Here is a 15606-nt window from a genome sequence, read left to right as displayed (position 1 = left end):
CGCCCGGCGCCGCGGGTCTCGGCGCCGGGCGGGACTCCGTGCTCAGTTCAGCAGTGCCGCGTTCACCGCCCCGCCAAGGATGATGATGGCGACCGAGACCCAGATGCCCGCGGTCGCGAGCGTGTTCTTGAAGCCGGCCTTCTTCGACCTCGAGCGCGCGATCAGGGAGCAGATGATGCCCACGAGCGGGATGAGGAACGCGAAGACGAACCCGACGATGCCGAGAGTCTTGCCCGGGTCGGTGACCGGCGGCGTGTAGGCGCCGGGCGGCGGGGCCTGGGGAAGGGTGGACTGCTCGCTCATGGCTCTCCTGAGGAGAAGGGGCGACGGTGCCCCGCACGTGCCAGGTCGCCTGAGGGCGACCTGAATGGACGCGTGAAGTGTGGCGGAACGCATCCGCCCAGACAAGGCCGCTGTCCGGCCAGGCGCTCCCTGCACGTCATGACGAGTGGTCGAAAGACGCTCTGGCCCGCCCAGCGACCCGGGGTGACAATGCGCGAGGCGGGCCCCGGCGTCGTCGGCCCTCCGGACTTGGAGCGTGCACGATGACGAGCACCGCGGACTTCACCAGCACCGGCGTGACCGCCACGGCCCAGCGTCGCCTGGACTCGCTGGCCGCCATGGCGAACGACCTGGCGGGGCACTTCGAGCTGGTCCCGCTCCTCGAGCGCATCCTGCGGCACAGCATGGAGCTGCTCGGATGCGACTCGGGCTCCGTGTGCACCGTCGACGAGGCGGCGGGCACGTACACCAAGGAGGTCGACCTCGGCGTCGTCTGCGAGGCAGGGCGCACCTTTCCCCTGGCCGAGGGCGTGACGGGCGCCGTGGTCCGGGCGCGCGCCCCGGTGGTCCTCGACGAGTACGCGCAGGTGCCGGGCGGCCACATCCCCGAGCCCGAGCGCAGCGCGCTGCACGGCGTCATCGGCGTCCCGATCCGCTGGAACGGCGCGATCATCGGCGCCTGCGTCGTATTCAGCCGCGACGCGGGCCGGCGCTTCGGGGACGACGACGCCCGGCTGCTCGAGCTGTTCGCCGCGCACGCCGCCATCGCCATCACCAACGCGCGCCTCCACGCGCAGGCCGCGGAGCGGGCGTCCGAGGCGGCCGCCGCCGCCGAGCGCGAGCGCGTGGTGCGCGACGTCCACGACACCGTCGGGCGCGGGCTCGCCGCGGTTCTGCTCCACCTCGACGCCGCCGAGATCCCGGCGGCCCGCGCCGCCACCCGCGCGGCGCTCGCCGAGACGCGGCGCACCGTGCTGGGTCTGGGCCCGGCGCTGCTCGACGGGCGGTCGCTCGGCGAGGCCGTCGGGCTCGAGCTCGCGTGGGTCGAGTCGACTGCCGGGATCGCCACGCGCCTGGTGACCGTCGGTGAGCCGCGGGTGCTGGCGCCCGAGGTCGCGCGCCAGCTCTACCGGATCGTGCAGGAGGCGCTGACCAACGTCGTCGCGCACGCGGGTGCGCGGACCGTGCGGGCCGGCCTCGTCTACGGCGACACGTCAGTGACGGCGCTGGTCGAGGACGACGGCCGCGGCTTCGACCCGGAGGCCCTTCGCCGCGGGGAACTGCCGTCGGGCCGGTCACCGGACGGCCGCGCGGGCGCGGCCCTCGGCCTGCGCGGGCTCGTCGCCCGCGCGCGGCACCTGGGCGGTGCCGTGCTCGTCGACTCCACGCCCGGCTGGGGCACCCGGGTGCGGGCTGAGGTCCCGTACGCGCCCGACGGCGTGGGCGGCGCCGGGCGCGAGCGATGGCGCGTGCTCGTCGTGCACCCCAGCCCCGTCGTGCGGGCGGGGCTGGTGCGCATGCTCGAGGTCACCGAGCCCGACGTGCAGGTCGTCGGCGAGATCGCCGATCCCGCGCAGGCCGTCGAGGCGTACGGGCTGCTGCACCCGCACGTGGTGCTCACCGCGCTGCAGATGCCGCACGTCGACGGCGTCCAGCTCACGTCGTACCTGCGCTCGGCCGACCCGCACGCAGCGGTCGTGCTCGTCGTCGACTCGGTCGCCGACGACCGGGTGCGCGAGGCCGCCTCGGGCGGCGCCGTCGGGTTCGTGACCCGCGACGTCGACGCCGGAGGGCTCGCCCGCGCCGTCGTCGCGGCGGCGCGCGGGGACCAGCTCGTCGCGGCGGACCTGTTCGCGTCCGGCGCCGCGACGTCGGACGGAGGAGGACCGGTGCAGCGGCTCACGCCCCGCGAGCGCCAGGTGCGCGACCTGCTGGAGGAGGGGCTGCCGTACAAGCAGGTGGCGAGCCGGCTCGGGATCTCGATCAAGACGGTCGAGAAGCACGTGAGCGCCGTCCTGCGGAAGACGGGTGCGCCGAGCCGTGCCGCGCTGACCGCCCTCCCGCTGCCCTGAGCCCTACCGCGGGCCCCCACCCGGTGTGGGGGGAACACCCCATGCCGGTTCGCGCGGGCGCTGCATAGCCTCCGGAGCAGACGCCGCTGCTGGTCGCGCGGCGCCGCCCCACCCCGGGGCGCAGGCGAAGGGGAGGCAACGATGCCCGTCGTACCGCTCAAGGAGATCGTCGACGCCGCGTTCGCGGAGCGTTACGGCGTGCCGGCGATCAACATCGTGAACGACCTGACGCTCGAGGCCGTGCTGGCCGGCGCGTCGCAGGCGCGCAGCCCGCTGATCGTCCAGACGTCGGTCAAGACGGTGAAGTCGTACGGCGCGAAGGTGCTGTTCGGCATGTGGCAGACCATGACCGAGGGCATCGACGTGCCGGTCACCCTGCACCTGGACCACTGCCCGGAGCGCGACGTCATCGCCGAGTGCCTCGGCATCGGCTGGAACTCGGTGCTGTTCGACGCCTCGACGATGCCGGTGGCCGAGAACCAGCGCCAGACCGTCGAGGTCGTGGCCGAGGCCCGCGCGCGCGGAGCCCATGTGGAGGGCGAGATCGAGTCGATCAAGGGCGTCGAGGACGGCATCGGCTCCGACACCGAGCCGCAGCGCCACAGCCTCGAGACGTCACTGACGTTCCTGCGGGAGACCGGCGTCGACGTCTTCGCGCCCGCGATCGGCAACGCCCACGGCGTCTACAGCAAGCGCCCCGACCTGGACTTCGAGCGCGTGTCCGAGCTGGTCGACGCCACCGGCGTGCCCGTCGCGCTGCACGGCGGCAGCGGCCTCGACGACGACCAGTTCCAGGACCTCATCGCCCGCGGCGCCGCCAAGGTCAACATCTCGACGCAGCTCAAGATCACCTATATGAAGGCCAACCTGGCGTTCCTGCGCGACGTCGCGGAGCCGGCCGACAAGTGGGACCCGCCCAGCCTGTTCAAGGACGTCCGCAAGGCGATCGTCGACATGACCGTGGGCCTCGCGCAGCGCTTCGGGTCGGCTGGGAAGGCCTGAGGAGGCGCCGCGATGCCCGCCCTGATCTTTGACTGCGACGGCGTCCTCGCCGATACCGAGCGCGCCGGCCACCTCCCCGCGTTCAACCGCACCTTCGCCGAGCTCGGCGTCCCCGTGCAGTGGTCCGACGACGAGTACCGCGAGCTGGTGCGCATCGGCGGCGGCAAGGAGCGCATGCGCTCGCTCCTGACCGCCGAGTTCGTCGCAGCGAACGGCTACCCCACCGACGACAACGGCCAGGCCGCCCTCCTCAAGGAGTGGCACGCGCGCAAGACCGCCGCCTACACCGCCCTCGTCGACGCCGGCGAGCTGCCCGCCCGCCCCGGCATCGCACGCCTCGTCGCCGAGGCGAACGACGCCGGCTGGCAGCTCGCGGTCGCCTCGACGTCGGCGGAGCCCAGCGTGCGCGCCGTCCTGACCCACGCGGTGGGCGACCGGCTGGCGCAGCACTTCACGGTGCTGGCCGGCGACATCGTGCCGCGCAAGAAGCCCGCCCCGGACATCTACCTGCTCGCCCTGGAACGGCTGGGGACGACGGCGGACGACGCCATCGTCGTCGAGGACTCCGGCGGCGGGCTCGCGGCGGCGCTCGCGGCGGGCCTGCGCACCGTCGTCACCGTCAGCGCCTACACGGCGGACGACGACTTCACCGGCGCGGCGCTCGTCGTGCCCGATCTGGACCACGGCCCCGGACCGGACGGGAACGGTGGGCCGGTCACCGTCGCCACGCTCGCCAGCCTGCTCAAGGAGGACGCATGACCACCCCGGGCTTCGCCGACGTCGAGTTCGTCGTCCGCAGCATCACGCGCACCTGCCTGGCCAACGAGAAGGAGTTCGGCGACCTGGACGCCGTCGTGGGCGACGGCGACTTCGGGTACTCGCTGGCGCGCGGGTTCGAGATCGTCGAGAACGGCTGGGACTCGTTCGACCGCACCGACATCGGGACGTTCCTGCAGAAGATCGCCGTGACCATCACGAGCCGCATCGGCGGCACGTCGGGGCCGATCTGGGGCACCGCGTTCCTGCGGGCCGCCGGGCAGGTCAAGGGGCAGACCGAGCTGAGCGGCGCCGACGTCGTGCGCATGCTGCGCGCGGCGATCGAGGGCATCAAGCAGCGCGGCGCGTCCGACGTCGGCGACAAGACGCTGCTCGACGCGCTCGTGCCGATGACGGACACCGTCGAGGCGTCGATCGCGGCCGGGAAGCCTCCCGCCGAGATCGTGGCCGACGCCGCCGCGACCGCCCGCGAGGCGGCGGACGCGACCACCCCCATGCTGGCGCGGCGCGGCCGCGCCGCCTACACCGGCGAGCGCTCCATCGGCTCGCCCGACGCCGGCGCCGTCGCGGTCGCCGTCATCGCGGAGCGCCTGGCCGCGGAGTGGGCCACGCGCGTCCCCACCGCCGGCTGAGCCGCCGGCCCCGACCACCTCATGAGGAGACCGTCGTGAAGAAGTTCGTCAACGACCCCAGGCAGTTCGTGCCCGAGATGCTGCAGGGCATCGCCCTGGCCAACCCCGACACGCTCACCTACGTGCCCGAGTACAACCTCATCATGCGCAAGGACGCGCCCCGTGATGACAAGGTGTCGATCGTCCAGGGGTCGGGCTCGGGGCACGAGCCGGCGCACGTCATGGCCGTCGGCAAGGGGATGCTCGACGGCGCCTGCCCTGGCGACGTGTTCAGCGCGCCGCCGATGGACTACGTGTACGAGACCACCAAGCTCCTCGCGTCACCCAAGGGGGTGCTGCTTCTGGTCAACAACTACACGGGCGACCGGATGTCGTTCGAGATGGCGGCCGAGCTGTCCGAGGCGGACGGCGTCGACGTCAAGACGCTCTTCATCGACGACGACGTCGCCGTCCAGGACTCGACGTACACCGTGGGACGGCGCGGCGTGGCCGGGAACTTCTTCGTGATGAAGGCTGTGGGCGCGGCCTCGGAGGAGGGTGCCGACCTCGACGAGCTGATGCGGATCGGGCAGAAGGTCAACTCCATGACCCGCACGATGGGGCTGGCCCTGACGCCGTGCACCCCGCCCGCCAAGGGCTCGCCGCTCTTCGAGCTGCCCGAGGACGAGATCGAGATCGGCGTCGGCATCCACGGCGAGCCCGGCCGCCGCCGCGGCAAGCTCGGCACGGCCGACGAGATGCTGGCCGAGATCTTCGAGCCCGTGGTCAAGGACCTGCCGTTCACCTCGGGCGACAGGGTGGCGCTCATGATCAACGGCCTGGGCGGCACGCCGATCAGCGAGCTGTACCTGCTGTACGGGAGGGCGCACCAGCAGCTCGTCGACCGCGGGATCGAGATCGGCCGCAGCTACGTCGGCGAGTACTGCACCTCGCTGGACATGGCAGGCGCGTCGCTCACCCTGGTCAAGCTCGACGACGAGATCGAGCGCCTGCTGGCCGCCCCGGCCGAGATCGGCGTGCGGATCTTCTGAGCCGTCAGGCGAGCAGGCTGGTGGGAACCACGGCGAACCGCACCGTCGCGCCCGCCGGGAGCTGCCCGGCGAGGGCGACGTCGGCCGCGACGACGGCCGCGACCACCGGGTAGCCGCCGGTCACCGGGTGGTCGGCGAGGAGCAGCACGGGCCGCCCGTCCGGCGGTACCTGCAGCGCGCCCGTGACCGTGCCGGCGCTCGGGAGCTCGGCTTCGACGCGGCGGACTGCGCGATGCAGCGGCTCGCCGTCGAGCCGGAGCCCGACCCGGTCCGAGCGCGGCGTGACGGTCCACGGGGTGCCGGTCAGCGCCGCGACGGCGCCGGCGTCGAACCAGTCGTCGTGCGGGCCGAGCACCACGCGGAGCGTCGTCGTCTCGCCCGCGGCGGGCAGGCGGTCGAGGGGCGGAGCGCCGACGTCGCCGCCCGCGACGGCGCCCTCGAGTGCGCCCTGAGCGCCGACGTCGAGCACCGTCCCGGGCCCGAGGGGAGCGGGTCCCAAGCCGCCGAGCGTGTCGGTGGACCGGCTGCCGAGCACCACCGGGACGTCGAGCCCGCCGCGCACCGCGAGGTAGGTGCGCGCGCCCCGACCCGGGTAGCCGACGGCCAGCTCGTCGCCGTCGTGCAGAAGGAACGCGACGCCGTGCGGGGCGGGGCGCTCGCTGGATCTGTCGGCCGTGAAGACGGTGGTGGGAGCTCCGGCGCCGGTGAGCGCGACGACGGCCCCGCCGCGTGCCCGCACCCGCAGCCCGCCCACGCACTCGATCGCGGCGGCGCCGGGCACGTTCCCGACGGCGCGGTTGGCGGCGCGCAGGCTGCGCGGGTCGGCGGCGCCGGAGCTCCCGACCCCGAGGCGCGCGACGCCGGGGCGTCCGAGATCCTCGACGAGGCTCTGCAGGCCGCCGTCGAGCACGACCAGCGCCGCCCGTAGTGCGCCGTCACGAGCGCGCCCGCTCACGGGCTCGTGTGGCTCTGAGGGGCTCGGGTCGTCGGAGCCTGGCCGGTACCGGGGCGTCCCGCGTCCCGACACCTCCTGCGGGGTCGGAGGCGTCGGGACGAAGCGGACCTCGTCGCCCGGGCTCCACAGCGACGCGGGCTCGCGGGTCGAGTCCCAGACCGGCGTGTCCGTGCGGCCGACCAGCTGCCAGCCGCCCGGGCTGGCGCGCGGGTAGACGCCCGCGTACGGGCCGGCCAGGGCGACGGCGCCCGCCGGGACCCGGGTGCGCGGGGTCTCGCGCCGCGGCACCTCGGGCCAAGAGCCGGGGGCATCCGCGCAGGTCAGATAGGCGAAACCCGGCGCGAAGCCCATGAAGCCGACCCGCCACGACGCCGTCACGTGGCGGCGCACCAGTTCCTCGGGAGACCAGCCGAGCAGGCGGGCGAGAGGCGCGAGGTCCTCGCCGTCGTACACCGTGGGGATCTCGACGAGCCGTGCGCCCGTGACCTCGCGCGGCGCCAGCGGGCGGGTGCGCAGCTCCGCCGCGAGCGCCGATGCCGTCACGACCGCGGGCTGGAATGGCACGAGCACGGTCCGCGCGCCGGGGACGGGCTCGCCCGTGCCGGGCACGGGTGTCTCGACGAGGGAGGCGAGCAGGGCCGTCGCCTGCGCGAGGTCGTCGAGCTCGACGAGCAGCGCGTCGTCGCGCGCGGGCAGGATGCGCACGCTCAGCGCTCGCCGGCCGCGGGGGCGAACGGCGCGATAGTGACGCCCTCCGAGGTCAGCACCTCGCGCAGCCGGCGGGCCATCTCCACCGCGCCGGGGGAGTCGCCGTGCACGCACACGGAGTCGGCGCGCACCGCCACGAGCGTCCCGTCGGCCGCCTCCACGACCCCCTCGGCCACGAGCTGCAGCATCCGGCGCGCGACGAGCTCGGCGTCGTGCAGCACCGCGCCGGGCTCGCGCCGGGAGAGGAGCGTGCCCGACGGCGTGTAGGCGCGGTCGGCGAACGCCTCCGCCGCGGTGCGCAACCCGGCCCGGGCGGCCGCTGCCAGCGCCGCGGACCCCGGAAGCCCCAGCATCACCAGCCCGGGGTCCACCGCCGCGACGGCCGCGGCGACGTCGTGCGCGACCCGCTCGTCCACCTGCGCGGTGTTGTACAGCGCGCCGTGCGGCTTCACGTAGGTGACGGCGGCTCCCTCGGCGGCTGCGAGGCCCTGCAGCGCGCCGAGCTGGTAGACGACGTCGGCCTGGAGCTCCTCGCTGGGCACGTCCATCGCGCGGCGGCCGAACCCCGCGAGGTCGCGGTAGCCGACGTGCGCGCCGACGGCGACGCCGCGCTCGGCGGCCAGGCGCACCGTGCGACGGATCCCCGCCGGGTCGCCGGCGTGGAAACCGCAGGCCACGTTGGCGCTCGAGACGATGTCGAGCATCGCGGCGTCGTCGCCGAGCGTCCATCGGCCGAAGCCCTCGCCGAGGTCGGCGTTGATGTCCACCGAGGTCATGGAGCCAGTCTGCCGCTCGGATGGCCCGCCGGGCCGCCCGACGACGGCGGCTCTGCCGGCGGGCAGGACCCCGGCACGCCGTTGCCGGGGCGCGTGCCCGCGCGCACGCAGAAAAGTGCTCCGGGTGACGTCGTGTCTCAAGGGTGGCGTCGAGCCGCATCGCCCCGCACAGTGGGGTTGTGGTGCGCGTCACCTCGCCGCAACATTGGTGTGCAAGGATGCGCGGGCACCGGCAGGCTCCCCCGCTCGGAAGGTCCACCTGTGAGTGACGCACCCCCCGACGAGATGTGCATGCAGCCTGAGAGCGGCCGCACCACGTTCCGCCGCGCGGCCGCGGGACTCGCGGCGGTCGTGCTGGCGGCGGGGGTGCTCACGAGCGCCGCGGCCAGCAGCCTGCCGAACACGACGGCGTCCCAGGCCACGGCGATCGCTGCGGGGGCCGGAGACAGCAGCGCTCCGCTGCTCAAGGACGGGATCTCGGTCGGCCAGATCGGGGGCGCCGCGTCGGCGGAACCCGTCACGCTCGAGCAGGTGTTCGCGCTGCTCGAGCGCGCGGAGCGCGCCGTGCCCGACGGCGGGCGCATCATGACGCCCGAGACCAAGCAGGCCGCGGCCGAGCTCGGCATGCTGCTGACCAGCTACCTCGCGGAGCACCCCGCCGTCGACGCGTCGGCGACGTCGATCGGGCCGGTCGCCGCCGCGACCGGCGCCGAGGCCGGTCCCGCGACCCCGGCGATCGACCACGCGGAGACGAACGCCGGCCTCGATGCGCCAGCGATCAAGGACACGAGCCTCGACGCGGCGGGCGGGGGCACCGACCCCAGCCCTCCGGGCGCAGGCACCGACGTCGGCCCGAGTGCCGCGGTGAGCGCCGATCCGAGCCCGGTCGTGAGCCCGGTCGTGAGCAGCGAGCCGAGTCCCGCGGTGAGCACAGACCCGAGCAGCGCGGTGAGCACCGACCCGAGCACGGTTGTGAGCAGCAGCACCGCCGACAGCTCTGCGGTCGACGAGCAGCAGGCCGTCACGTTCGACGACGTCGTCGTCGCAGCCATGCGCCTCGCCGCGCTGCTCGACCCCGAGCGCGCCTACCTGGTGTCGGTCGCCATGGGCGGCGGCGTCCTGCTCGGCACGGACACCCCGCTCACGCAGGAGCTGCGCGACGTCGTCGCGCAGTTCGGGGACTCGACCGCCGGCTACGCGAACGGCCGTATCCCCGCCGCGGTGCTGTGCCCGCTGCCGTTCGCGCCCCACCAGCGGCTCCGCTGCGACGCGGCCGCCCAGCTCATCGCGCTGAACACCGCGTTCGAGGCGCACTTCGGCAAGCCGATCCCGATGACGGACTCGTACCGGTCGATCGAGACGCAGGTCGCGCTCAAGGTGACCAAGCCGCGCCTTGCGGCGACACCCGGGTACTCCATGCACGGTTGGGGCATCGCCGTCGACCTCGGGTCGCCGATCAGCAGCGGGCGCTCACCCGAGTACCTGTGGCTGCGGCTCAACGCCCCCGACTACGGGTGGGACAACCCGTCGTGGGCGCGGCTCGACGGCCGCAAGCCCGAGCCGTGGCACTTCGAGTTCTTCGCGGCCGGCCCGGTGCCGAACCGGGCGCTGGCACCGTCCGACGTCGCGGCCTACCGCGAGGCGAGCCAGGCACCGACGCCGACGACGTCGAGCGCCGTGGGCTCGACGCCGCCGCCCACGACGATCCCGACGCCCCGCCCGACCCCGACGCCGAGCGCGACACCCAGCCCGAAGCCGAGCCCGAAGCCGAGTGCCACGCCGACGCCGAGCCCGACCCCGACGCCGTCGGCCAGCCCGAGCGCGGACCCGTCGCCCTCGCCCTCGCCGTCGCCGTCGCCGAGCACCGAGCCGTCCCCGAGCCCCTCACCGTCGCCGAGCCCGACGCCCTCACCGTCGCCGAGCCCGACGCCCACGCCGTCGCCGAGCCCGTCGCCGAGCGCTGACCCGTCGCCCACGCCGACGCCCACGCCCACACCGTCACCGTGCGCCGACCCCACGCCCGCGCCTACGCCGGCACCCGCGCCGTCGCCGTCGCCGTCGTGCGCCGACCCGACGCCTACGTCGACCCCGACCCCGACCCCGACGCCGTCCTCGTCCACATCGCCCTCGCCGAGCACCGAGCCCTCCCGGGACCCGAGCCCGTCCGCGTAGCCCGACCCGGCGCCGAGCGGCTGGTCCGCTCAGAACGGCACCGCGCCGATCGACCGCACGGCATGATGGCGGCATGACTGCCGCGAGCGACGACCCTCGCCGGTTTCTCCGGTCCGGACGCCTCGAGCTGCTACCGCGTCGCTGGGAGGACAGGAGGGCGGTCACGCGCTACCTGGCGGCGGTCGCGCTCCCTGTGCTGCTGGAGACCGTCACCGAGCACGAGCTCACCGAGCGCCTCGAGGCTCTCGCGACCGACGCCGTCGGGTTGCGGCGCGCGATGGTGGACCTCGGCGTCGTGCACCGCACGCGCGACGGTGCGGAGTACTGGCGCACGGAGCTGACGGAGTTCGACGACGCCGCGACCGACGAGCTGGTCCAGCCCGAGCCGGAGCAGGGCGAGCCCGAGCCCGAGGCCCGCGCCCGCCTCGCGCTCGAGGCCTCGGGCGTCGCGTTCACGATCACCCGCCACGGCCCGGTCGGCTCGCTCGAGGAGGCCGCCGCCGCCCGCGGGCTGGCGCCCGACCAGGTGCTCAAGACGATCGTGGTGCGTCGCGGCGACGGGGACTTCCTGCTCGTCCTCGTGCCCGGGGCGCGCCAGATCGCGTGGCCGCGCCTCCGGCACCTGCTCGGCGTGTCCCGGCTGTCGCTGCCGGACAAGGCGGTGGCCCGCGAGGTGACGGGCTACGAGCGGGGCACCATCACCCCGTTCGGGGCCCTGCACGCGTGGCCGGTGATCGCGGACGCCCGCGTCGTCGGCGCGGGCAGGGTCTCAGTCGGCGCCGGCGGCCACGGCGTCGCCGCGACGCTGGACGCCGACGACCTGCTCGCCGCTGTGCGAGCCCAGGTGGCGGACGTCACAGATCCGGCGGAGTGACAGCGGGCGTCCAGGCAGGGAGGCACTCCGGCTGGTCGGGACCGGGCCCGGTTCGTGACACGGCCAGGCCGACTCTGGACGTCTCGCGATCGAGAAGGAACACTCGGACGCACGCACCAGTCAGGCACCACCGGCCCCGGCCGCGAAAGACGAGCGGAACGAGCAGACACATGGACCTCGACGAGACCGATCAGCGGACGGGTACGGGCTCGGGAATCTCCTGCCGGTCCACCGCGGAGGGAACCGTCGTCACGCTGTGGGGCGAGGTCGACGCCGCGCTGCGCGAGGCCGCGAGCGAGGCGATGGCCGTGCTCGCCACGCACAGCCCGGGCGTGCCCGTCGTGATCGCCGCCAAGGACGTCACGTTCATCGACTCCTCGGGCGTCGCGTTCATCCTCCAGGTCTACGTGCTCGGCCAGGAGACCGGGACGCAGGTCAGCCTGCGCGATCCGTCCGACGCCGTGACCGAGGTGCTCGACATGGTGGGTATCGGCGGCCGGATCCCGGTGGTGCGCGGGGCGGGCGGCCCGGCCTGATGGGTGTGGCCGTGTGAGGGGGGACCGACCGCGGTCCGTCGTCGCGGCCATCGTTGCGGCGCTGCTCGTCGTCGGCGTCGGGGTCGGTGTCGACCGTGTCGCCGCGTGGGTGACGGCCCGCGGGGTCGAGCGCGCGATCTCCCTCCGGGGCCATGCCGTCAGCGAGCCTCAGGTCGACATCCACGGCTTCCCGTTCCTCACCCAGCTCGCCGCCGGACGGCTCCGGCACGTGACGGGCACGCTCGACGCCGGCACGTTCGGCGGCTACGAGGTGTCCGACGTGCACCTCGACGCGACCGGTGTCGAGCCGCGTTCCCCGTGGAACATCGAGGAAGCGCGCATCGACGGGCTCGTGACGTTCACCACGGTCGAAGGGCTGGTCGCCGAGCAGCTCGGAAGAGACGTGCACCTGGCACCCGCACCCGACGAGCCCGGAGGCCTGGCGGTCACCACCCAGGTGCTCGGGCTCGAGGTCGGCGGGGTCGTGGTGCCCGACGTCGTGGACGCCTCCACCGTCGGAGTGCAGGTCAGGGCACTGACGATCGGTGGCGCGCGCGTCGACGCGTCGGCCCTGCCCGGAGGGCTGGGCGAGCGGCTGGGTGCCGTGAAGATCCAGGTTCACCTGCCCGAGGGCCTGTCCTTGCGCGAGGTCGGCGTCGAGCCGGGAGGGCTCCGGCTGGGCGCCGAGGGCCGGGACGTCGACCTGGAGCAGCTCACGCAGTAGCGATCGCCAAGCGACAGGCGGTGAGTGAGCGGTTCCGAGGTGCATACTTATGCACACCGTAGAGAACTCATTCAACCCGGAGCATCACCATGCGCACGCGTTCCGCCCTCCCCGTCGCCTTCCTCGCCGTGGCCACGCTCGCCCTCGGCGCCTGCACGACCGCCTCCCAGGAGGCCGGCGGCAGCGGCACGGGCGGTAGCGCGGCGGCCTCCCAGGGCTTCGACGTCTCCGGCATCGCGAAGGACGGCTCGATCGCGGCGATGGTCCCGGCCGCCATCGCGGAGGACGGCAAGCTCACGGTCGCCGCGGAGCTCTCCTACGCACCGCTCGAGTTCGTCGGCGCGGACCTCAAGACCCCGGTCGGCCTCGACGTCGACATCGCGGGCGCCGTCGCGCGGCTCATGGGTCTCGAGGCCGACATCCAGTCGAGCCAGTTCGACGCGATCATCCCGGGCATCGGCACGCGGTACGAGGTCGGCATCTCCGCGTTCACCATCACCCCCGAGCGCCTGCAGACCGTGAACATGGTCAGCTACTTCAACGCCGGCTCGCAGTTCGCGGTGCTCAAGGGCAACCCCGACGGCATCGACCCCGCCAACCTCTGCGGCCTGACGATCGGCGTGCAGACCGGCACCGTGCAGCAGGACGAGCTGGAGGCCAAGAAGGCCGACTGCACGGACAAGCCCCTCGAGGTGCTGCCCTACGGCAAGCAGGCCGACGTCACCACCAACCTGGTCGGCGGCAAGCTCCAGGCCATGTACGCAGACTCGCCCGTCGTCGCCTACGCCGTCGAGCAGACGGGCGGTGCCATCGAGACGCTCGGCGACATCCGCGACGCCGCGCCCTACGGCGTCGTCGTCGCGAAGGACGACACCGCCCTCGCCCGGGCCGTGCAGGCCGCCCTCCAGAAGCTCATGGACGACGGCACGCTGCAGCAGATCGCGGCCGCGTGGGGCAACGAGCAGGGCGCGCTCACGACGGCGGAGCTGAACCCGCAGGTCGGCTGAATCCCGCCGAGACACACTTGGCGAAAAACATCACAAGTTGCATACTCATGCGACTTGTAGCGAACCCATCAAGACCGGAGCCCACCATGCGCACCCGTTCCGCCCTCTCCGTCGCGGTGGTCGCGGCCTCGACCCTCGCCCTCGGTGCCTGCACCTCCGCGTCGAGCAGCGGCTCTTCGGCCGCGAGCAGCGACTCGACCATCGCCAAGGACGACGCCATCGCGGCGCTGGTCCCGGCCGCGGTCGCCGCGGACGGCAAGCTGACCGTCGGCTCCGACCTCTCGTACGCCCCCGCCGAGTTCGTCGGCACCGACGGCAAGACGCCGGTCGGCTTCGACGTCGACATCGCGAAGGCGATCGCGAACCTCATGGGCCTCGAGGCCGACATCCAGTCGAGCACCTTCGACGCGATCATCCCGGGCGTCGGCACGCGCTACGAGGTCGGCGTCTCGTCGTTCACGGTCACCCCCGAGCGCCTCAAGGCTGTCGGCATGGTCAGCTACCTCAGCGCCGGCTCGCTCTTCGCGGTGGCCAAGGGCAACCCGGACGCTGTCGACCCCGACAACCTGTGCGGCCTGACGGTCGGCGTCCAGACCGGCACCACCCAGCAGGACGAGCTCGAGGCCACCAAGGCCACCTGCCCCGCCGGCAAGGCCCTCACCCTGCTGCCCTACGCCAAGCAGGCCGACGTCACCACCAACCTGGTGGGCGGCAAGGTCCAGGCCATGTTCGCCGACTCGCCCGTGACGGCCTACGCCGTGGGGCAGACCGACGGCAAGCTCGAGACCCTCGGCGACATCCGCGACGCCGCGCCGGAGGCCGTCGTCGTGCCCAAGGGTGACGACGCGATGGCCAAGGCCGTGCAGGCCGCGCTGCAGAAGCTCATGGACGACGGCACGCTCAAGCAGATCCTCGGTACCTGGGGCAACGAGCAGGGCGCGCTGACGACGTCGGAGATCAACCCGCAGGTCGGCTGATCCGGCATTCTTTGACGGAGACGTGGTTACGACAGGCTCAACCATCGGGCAGCCGGTGGTCGAGCCTGTCGAACCCACTCCCGTCACCCAGCTCTCAACGGAGGAACGGCGCATGAGCGACCCGATCCCGAATCGCATCCACGCGCGGGCCGTCCCGCGCCCCGGGCGGGTGGTGGGTGCCGTCGTGGTGACCGTGCTCGCGGCGATGGCGATCCACGGCCTGATCACCAACGAGAACTTCCGGTGGGACACGGTCTGGCTCTACCTGCGGGACATCGTCGTCATCCGCGGCATCGGCTGGACGCTGATCCTCACCATCGGGTCGATGGCGCTCGCCATCGTCATGGCGGTGCTGCTGGCCGTCATGCGGCGCAGCGACAACCCGGTGATGCGCGGCGTGAGCTGGTTCTACATCTGGTTCTTCCGCGGCACCCCGGTCTACGTGCAGCTCGTGTTCTGGGGCATGCTCTCCGTGCTCTACCCGAGGCTGAGCGTGGGCGTGCCGTTCGGGCCCGAGCTGTTCTCGTTCTCCACCAAGGACGTCGTCACCGCGTTCTGGGCGGCGCTGCTGGGCCTGGCCTTCAACGAGGCCGCGTACCTCGCGGAGATCGTGCGCGCAGGCCTCACCTCGGTCGACCCCGGCCAGGCCGAGGCCGCCAAGGCGCTGGGCATGAAGGACTCGACGATCCTGCGCCGCGTCGTGCTCCCGCAGGCCATGCGCGTCATCGTGCCGCCCACCGGCAACGAGACCATCTCCATGCTGAAGACGACGTCGCTGGTCATCGCGATCCCGTTCACGCTCGAGCTCTTCTACGCGACCAACGCCATCGGCAACCGGCTCTATCAGCCGGTCCCGCTGCTGGTCATCGCGTCGATCTGGTACCTCGTGATCACCTCGATCCTCATGGTGGGCCAGAGCTACCTCGAGCGGTACTACGGGCGCGGGTTCGGCACGGAGTCGCGCCGACGGCGCGGGGGCGGCCCAGGCCGGCCGAGCCGGCAGGAGGCCATCCAGGCCGCGGGTACGACCAAGGACGACCCCTTCCTGGAGGTGACCCCTTGAGCAACCCCGTGGTTGAGC

At 73.5% G+C, this 15606-nt stretch carries 15 protein-coding genes and 1 pseudogene; 13 read left to right on the top strand and 3 right to left on the bottom strand.

Annotated features, from left to right (window positions below; genetic code table 11):
* Nucleotides 1-42: 42 nt before the first annotated feature.
* Nucleotides 43-303, bottom strand: coding sequence for a DUF4190 domain-containing protein (locus tag ACO4JP_RS00555; protein ID WP_425955461.1), 261 nt, complete (start codon nucleotides 301-303; stop codon nucleotides 43-45).
* Nucleotides 304-545: 242 nt separating this feature from the next.
* On the opposite strand from ACO4JP_RS00555, the gene ACO4JP_RS00550 reads away from it, so the two are divergent.
* The 5 genes from ACO4JP_RS00550 (at nucleotide 546) to dhaK (ending at nucleotide 5796) form a co-directional block, all read left to right on the top strand.
* Nucleotides 546-2354: a response regulator gene (locus tag ACO4JP_RS00550; RefSeq protein WP_425955460.1), complete on the top strand. Its 1809-nt coding sequence runs from the start codon at nucleotides 546-548 to the stop codon at nucleotides 2352-2354.
* 141 nt (nucleotides 2355-2495) lie between these two features.
* Nucleotides 2496-3356 (top strand): class II fructose-bisphosphate aldolase, encoded by an 861-nt coding sequence (locus ACO4JP_RS00545; protein WP_425955459.1) that lies wholly within the window; start codon nucleotides 2496-2498, stop codon nucleotides 3354-3356.
* 12 nt (nucleotides 3357-3368) lie between these two features.
* Nucleotides 3369-4115 (top strand): HAD-IA family hydrolase, encoded by a 747-nt coding sequence (locus ACO4JP_RS00540; protein WP_425955458.1) that lies wholly within the window; start codon nucleotides 3369-3371, stop codon nucleotides 4113-4115.
* Nucleotides 4112-4765, top strand: coding sequence for a dihydroxyacetone kinase subunit DhaL (gene dhaL, locus ACO4JP_RS00535; RefSeq protein WP_425955457.1), 654 nt, complete (start codon nucleotides 4112-4114; stop codon nucleotides 4763-4765). Before ACO4JP_RS00540 ends, dhaL begins: the two co-directional genes overlap by 4 nt.
* A 35-nt stretch (nucleotides 4766-4800) precedes the next feature.
* Nucleotides 4801-5796, top strand: coding sequence for a dihydroxyacetone kinase subunit DhaK (dhaK, locus tag ACO4JP_RS00530; RefSeq protein ID WP_425955456.1), 996 nt, complete (start codon nucleotides 4801-4803; stop codon nucleotides 5794-5796).
* A gap of 4 nt (nucleotides 5797-5800) precedes the next feature.
* Here dhaK and ACO4JP_RS00525 read toward each other — a convergent pair whose 3' ends face one another.
* Both ACO4JP_RS00525 and ACO4JP_RS00520 read right to left on the bottom strand, forming a co-directional pair.
* On the bottom strand, nucleotides 5801-7456 hold the full coding sequence (locus ACO4JP_RS00525; RefSeq protein ID WP_425955455.1) for a carboxyltransferase domain-containing protein: 1656 nt from the start codon (nucleotides 7454-7456) through the stop codon (nucleotides 5801-5803).
* Between the two features lie 2 nt (nucleotides 7457-7458).
* Nucleotides 7459-8235, bottom strand: a complete 777-nt coding sequence (locus tag ACO4JP_RS00520) for a LamB/YcsF family protein (protein WP_425955454.1) — start codon at nucleotides 8233-8235, stop codon at nucleotides 7459-7461.
* 291 nt (nucleotides 8236-8526) lie between these two features.
* Between ACO4JP_RS00520 and ACO4JP_RS00515 the strand changes: the two genes are divergently transcribed.
* The 8 genes and pseudogenes from ACO4JP_RS00515 (at nucleotide 8527) to ACO4JP_RS00480 (ending at nucleotide 15588) form a co-directional block, all read left to right on the top strand.
* Nucleotides 8527-10407 carry a M15 family metallopeptidase gene (locus ACO4JP_RS00515; RefSeq protein WP_425955453.1) on the top strand — a complete coding sequence of 627 codons (1881 nt, stop codon included), beginning with the start codon at nucleotides 8527-8529 and terminating at the stop codon, nucleotides 10405-10407.
* Nucleotides 10408-10480: 73 nt separating this feature from the next.
* Nucleotides 10481-10726 (top strand): annotated as a pseudogene (locus ACO4JP_RS00510) (DUF2087 domain-containing protein); the annotation flags it as partial.
* Between the two features lie 51 nt (nucleotides 10727-10777).
* Nucleotides 10778-11281 carry an aminoacyl-tRNA deacylase gene (locus ACO4JP_RS00505; protein WP_425957023.1) on the top strand — a complete coding sequence of 168 codons (504 nt, stop codon included), beginning with the start codon at nucleotides 10778-10780 and terminating at the stop codon, nucleotides 11279-11281.
* Between the two features lie 170 nt (nucleotides 11282-11451).
* Nucleotides 11452-11817: an STAS domain-containing protein gene (locus ACO4JP_RS00500; protein ID WP_425955452.1), complete on the top strand. Its 366-nt coding sequence runs from the start codon at nucleotides 11452-11454 to the stop codon at nucleotides 11815-11817.
* Nucleotides 11818-11830: 13 nt separating this feature from the next.
* The gene (locus ACO4JP_RS00495; RefSeq protein ID WP_425955451.1) at nucleotides 11831-12541 is read left to right on the top strand and encodes a DUF2993 domain-containing protein; all 711 of its coding nucleotides are present in this window, start codon (nucleotides 11831-11833) and stop codon (nucleotides 12539-12541) included.
* 89 nt (nucleotides 12542-12630) lie between these two features.
* The gene (locus ACO4JP_RS00490) at nucleotides 12631-13548 is read left to right on the top strand and encodes an ABC transporter substrate-binding protein (protein WP_425955450.1); all 918 of its coding nucleotides are present in this window, start codon (nucleotides 12631-12633) and stop codon (nucleotides 13546-13548) included.
* A gap of 86 nt (nucleotides 13549-13634) precedes the next feature.
* Nucleotides 13635-14525 (top strand): ABC transporter substrate-binding protein, encoded by an 891-nt coding sequence (locus ACO4JP_RS00485; RefSeq protein WP_425955449.1) that lies wholly within the window; start codon nucleotides 13635-13637, stop codon nucleotides 14523-14525.
* A gap of 112 nt (nucleotides 14526-14637) precedes the next feature.
* Nucleotides 14638-15588: an amino acid ABC transporter permease gene (locus tag ACO4JP_RS00480; RefSeq protein ID WP_425955448.1), complete on the top strand. Its 951-nt coding sequence runs from the start codon at nucleotides 14638-14640 to the stop codon at nucleotides 15586-15588.
* Nucleotides 15589-15606: the final 18 nt, after the last annotated feature.

It is taken from the genome of Xylanimonas sp. McL0601, assembly GCF_049852175.1.
Taxonomy (GTDB): Bacteria; Actinomycetota; Actinomycetes; order Actinomycetales; family Cellulomonadaceae; genus Xylanimonas.
The sequence above is the reverse complement of the archived record's forward strand: the minus strand, read 5'-3'. Positions and strand labels throughout refer to the sequence as shown.

What these genes read in the sequence shown, in the direction of transcription:
- dhaL (WP_425955457.1), top strand. Translation starts at nt 4,112, where the DNA reads ATGACCACCCCGGGCTTCGCCGACGTCGAGTTCGTCGTCCGCAGCATC.
- ACO4JP_RS00490 (WP_425955450.1), top strand. Translation starts at nt 12,631, where the DNA reads ATGCGCACGCGTTCCGCCCTCCCCGTCGCCTTCCTCGCCGTGGCCACG.
- ACO4JP_RS00520 (WP_425955454.1), bottom strand. Translation starts at nt 8,235, where the DNA reads ATGACCTCGGTGGACATCAACGCCGACCTCGGCGAGGGCTTCGGCCGA.
- ACO4JP_RS00545 (WP_425955459.1), top strand. Translation starts at nt 2,496, where the DNA reads ATGCCCGTCGTACCGCTCAAGGAGATCGTCGACGCCGCGTTCGCGGAG.
- ACO4JP_RS00485 (WP_425955449.1), top strand. Translation starts at nt 13,635, where the DNA reads ATGCGCACCCGTTCCGCCCTCTCCGTCGCGGTGGTCGCGGCCTCGACC.
- ACO4JP_RS00515 (WP_425955453.1), top strand. Translation starts at nt 8,527, where the DNA reads ATGCAGCCTGAGAGCGGCCGCACCACGTTCCGCCGCGCGGCCGCGGGA.
- ACO4JP_RS00480 (WP_425955448.1), top strand. Translation starts at nt 14,638, where the DNA reads ATGAGCGACCCGATCCCGAATCGCATCCACGCGCGGGCCGTCCCGCGC.
- ACO4JP_RS00500 (WP_425955452.1), top strand. Translation starts at nt 11,452, where the DNA reads ATGGACCTCGACGAGACCGATCAGCGGACGGGTACGGGCTCGGGAATC.
- ACO4JP_RS00555 (WP_425955461.1), bottom strand. Translation starts at nt 303, where the DNA reads ATGAGCGAGCAGTCCACCCTTCCCCAGGCCCCGCCGCCCGGCGCCTAC.
- ACO4JP_RS00550 (WP_425955460.1), top strand. Translation starts at nt 546, where the DNA reads ATGACGAGCACCGCGGACTTCACCAGCACCGGCGTGACCGCCACGGCC.
- ACO4JP_RS00540 (WP_425955458.1), top strand. Translation starts at nt 3,369, where the DNA reads ATGCCCGCCCTGATCTTTGACTGCGACGGCGTCCTCGCCGATACCGAG.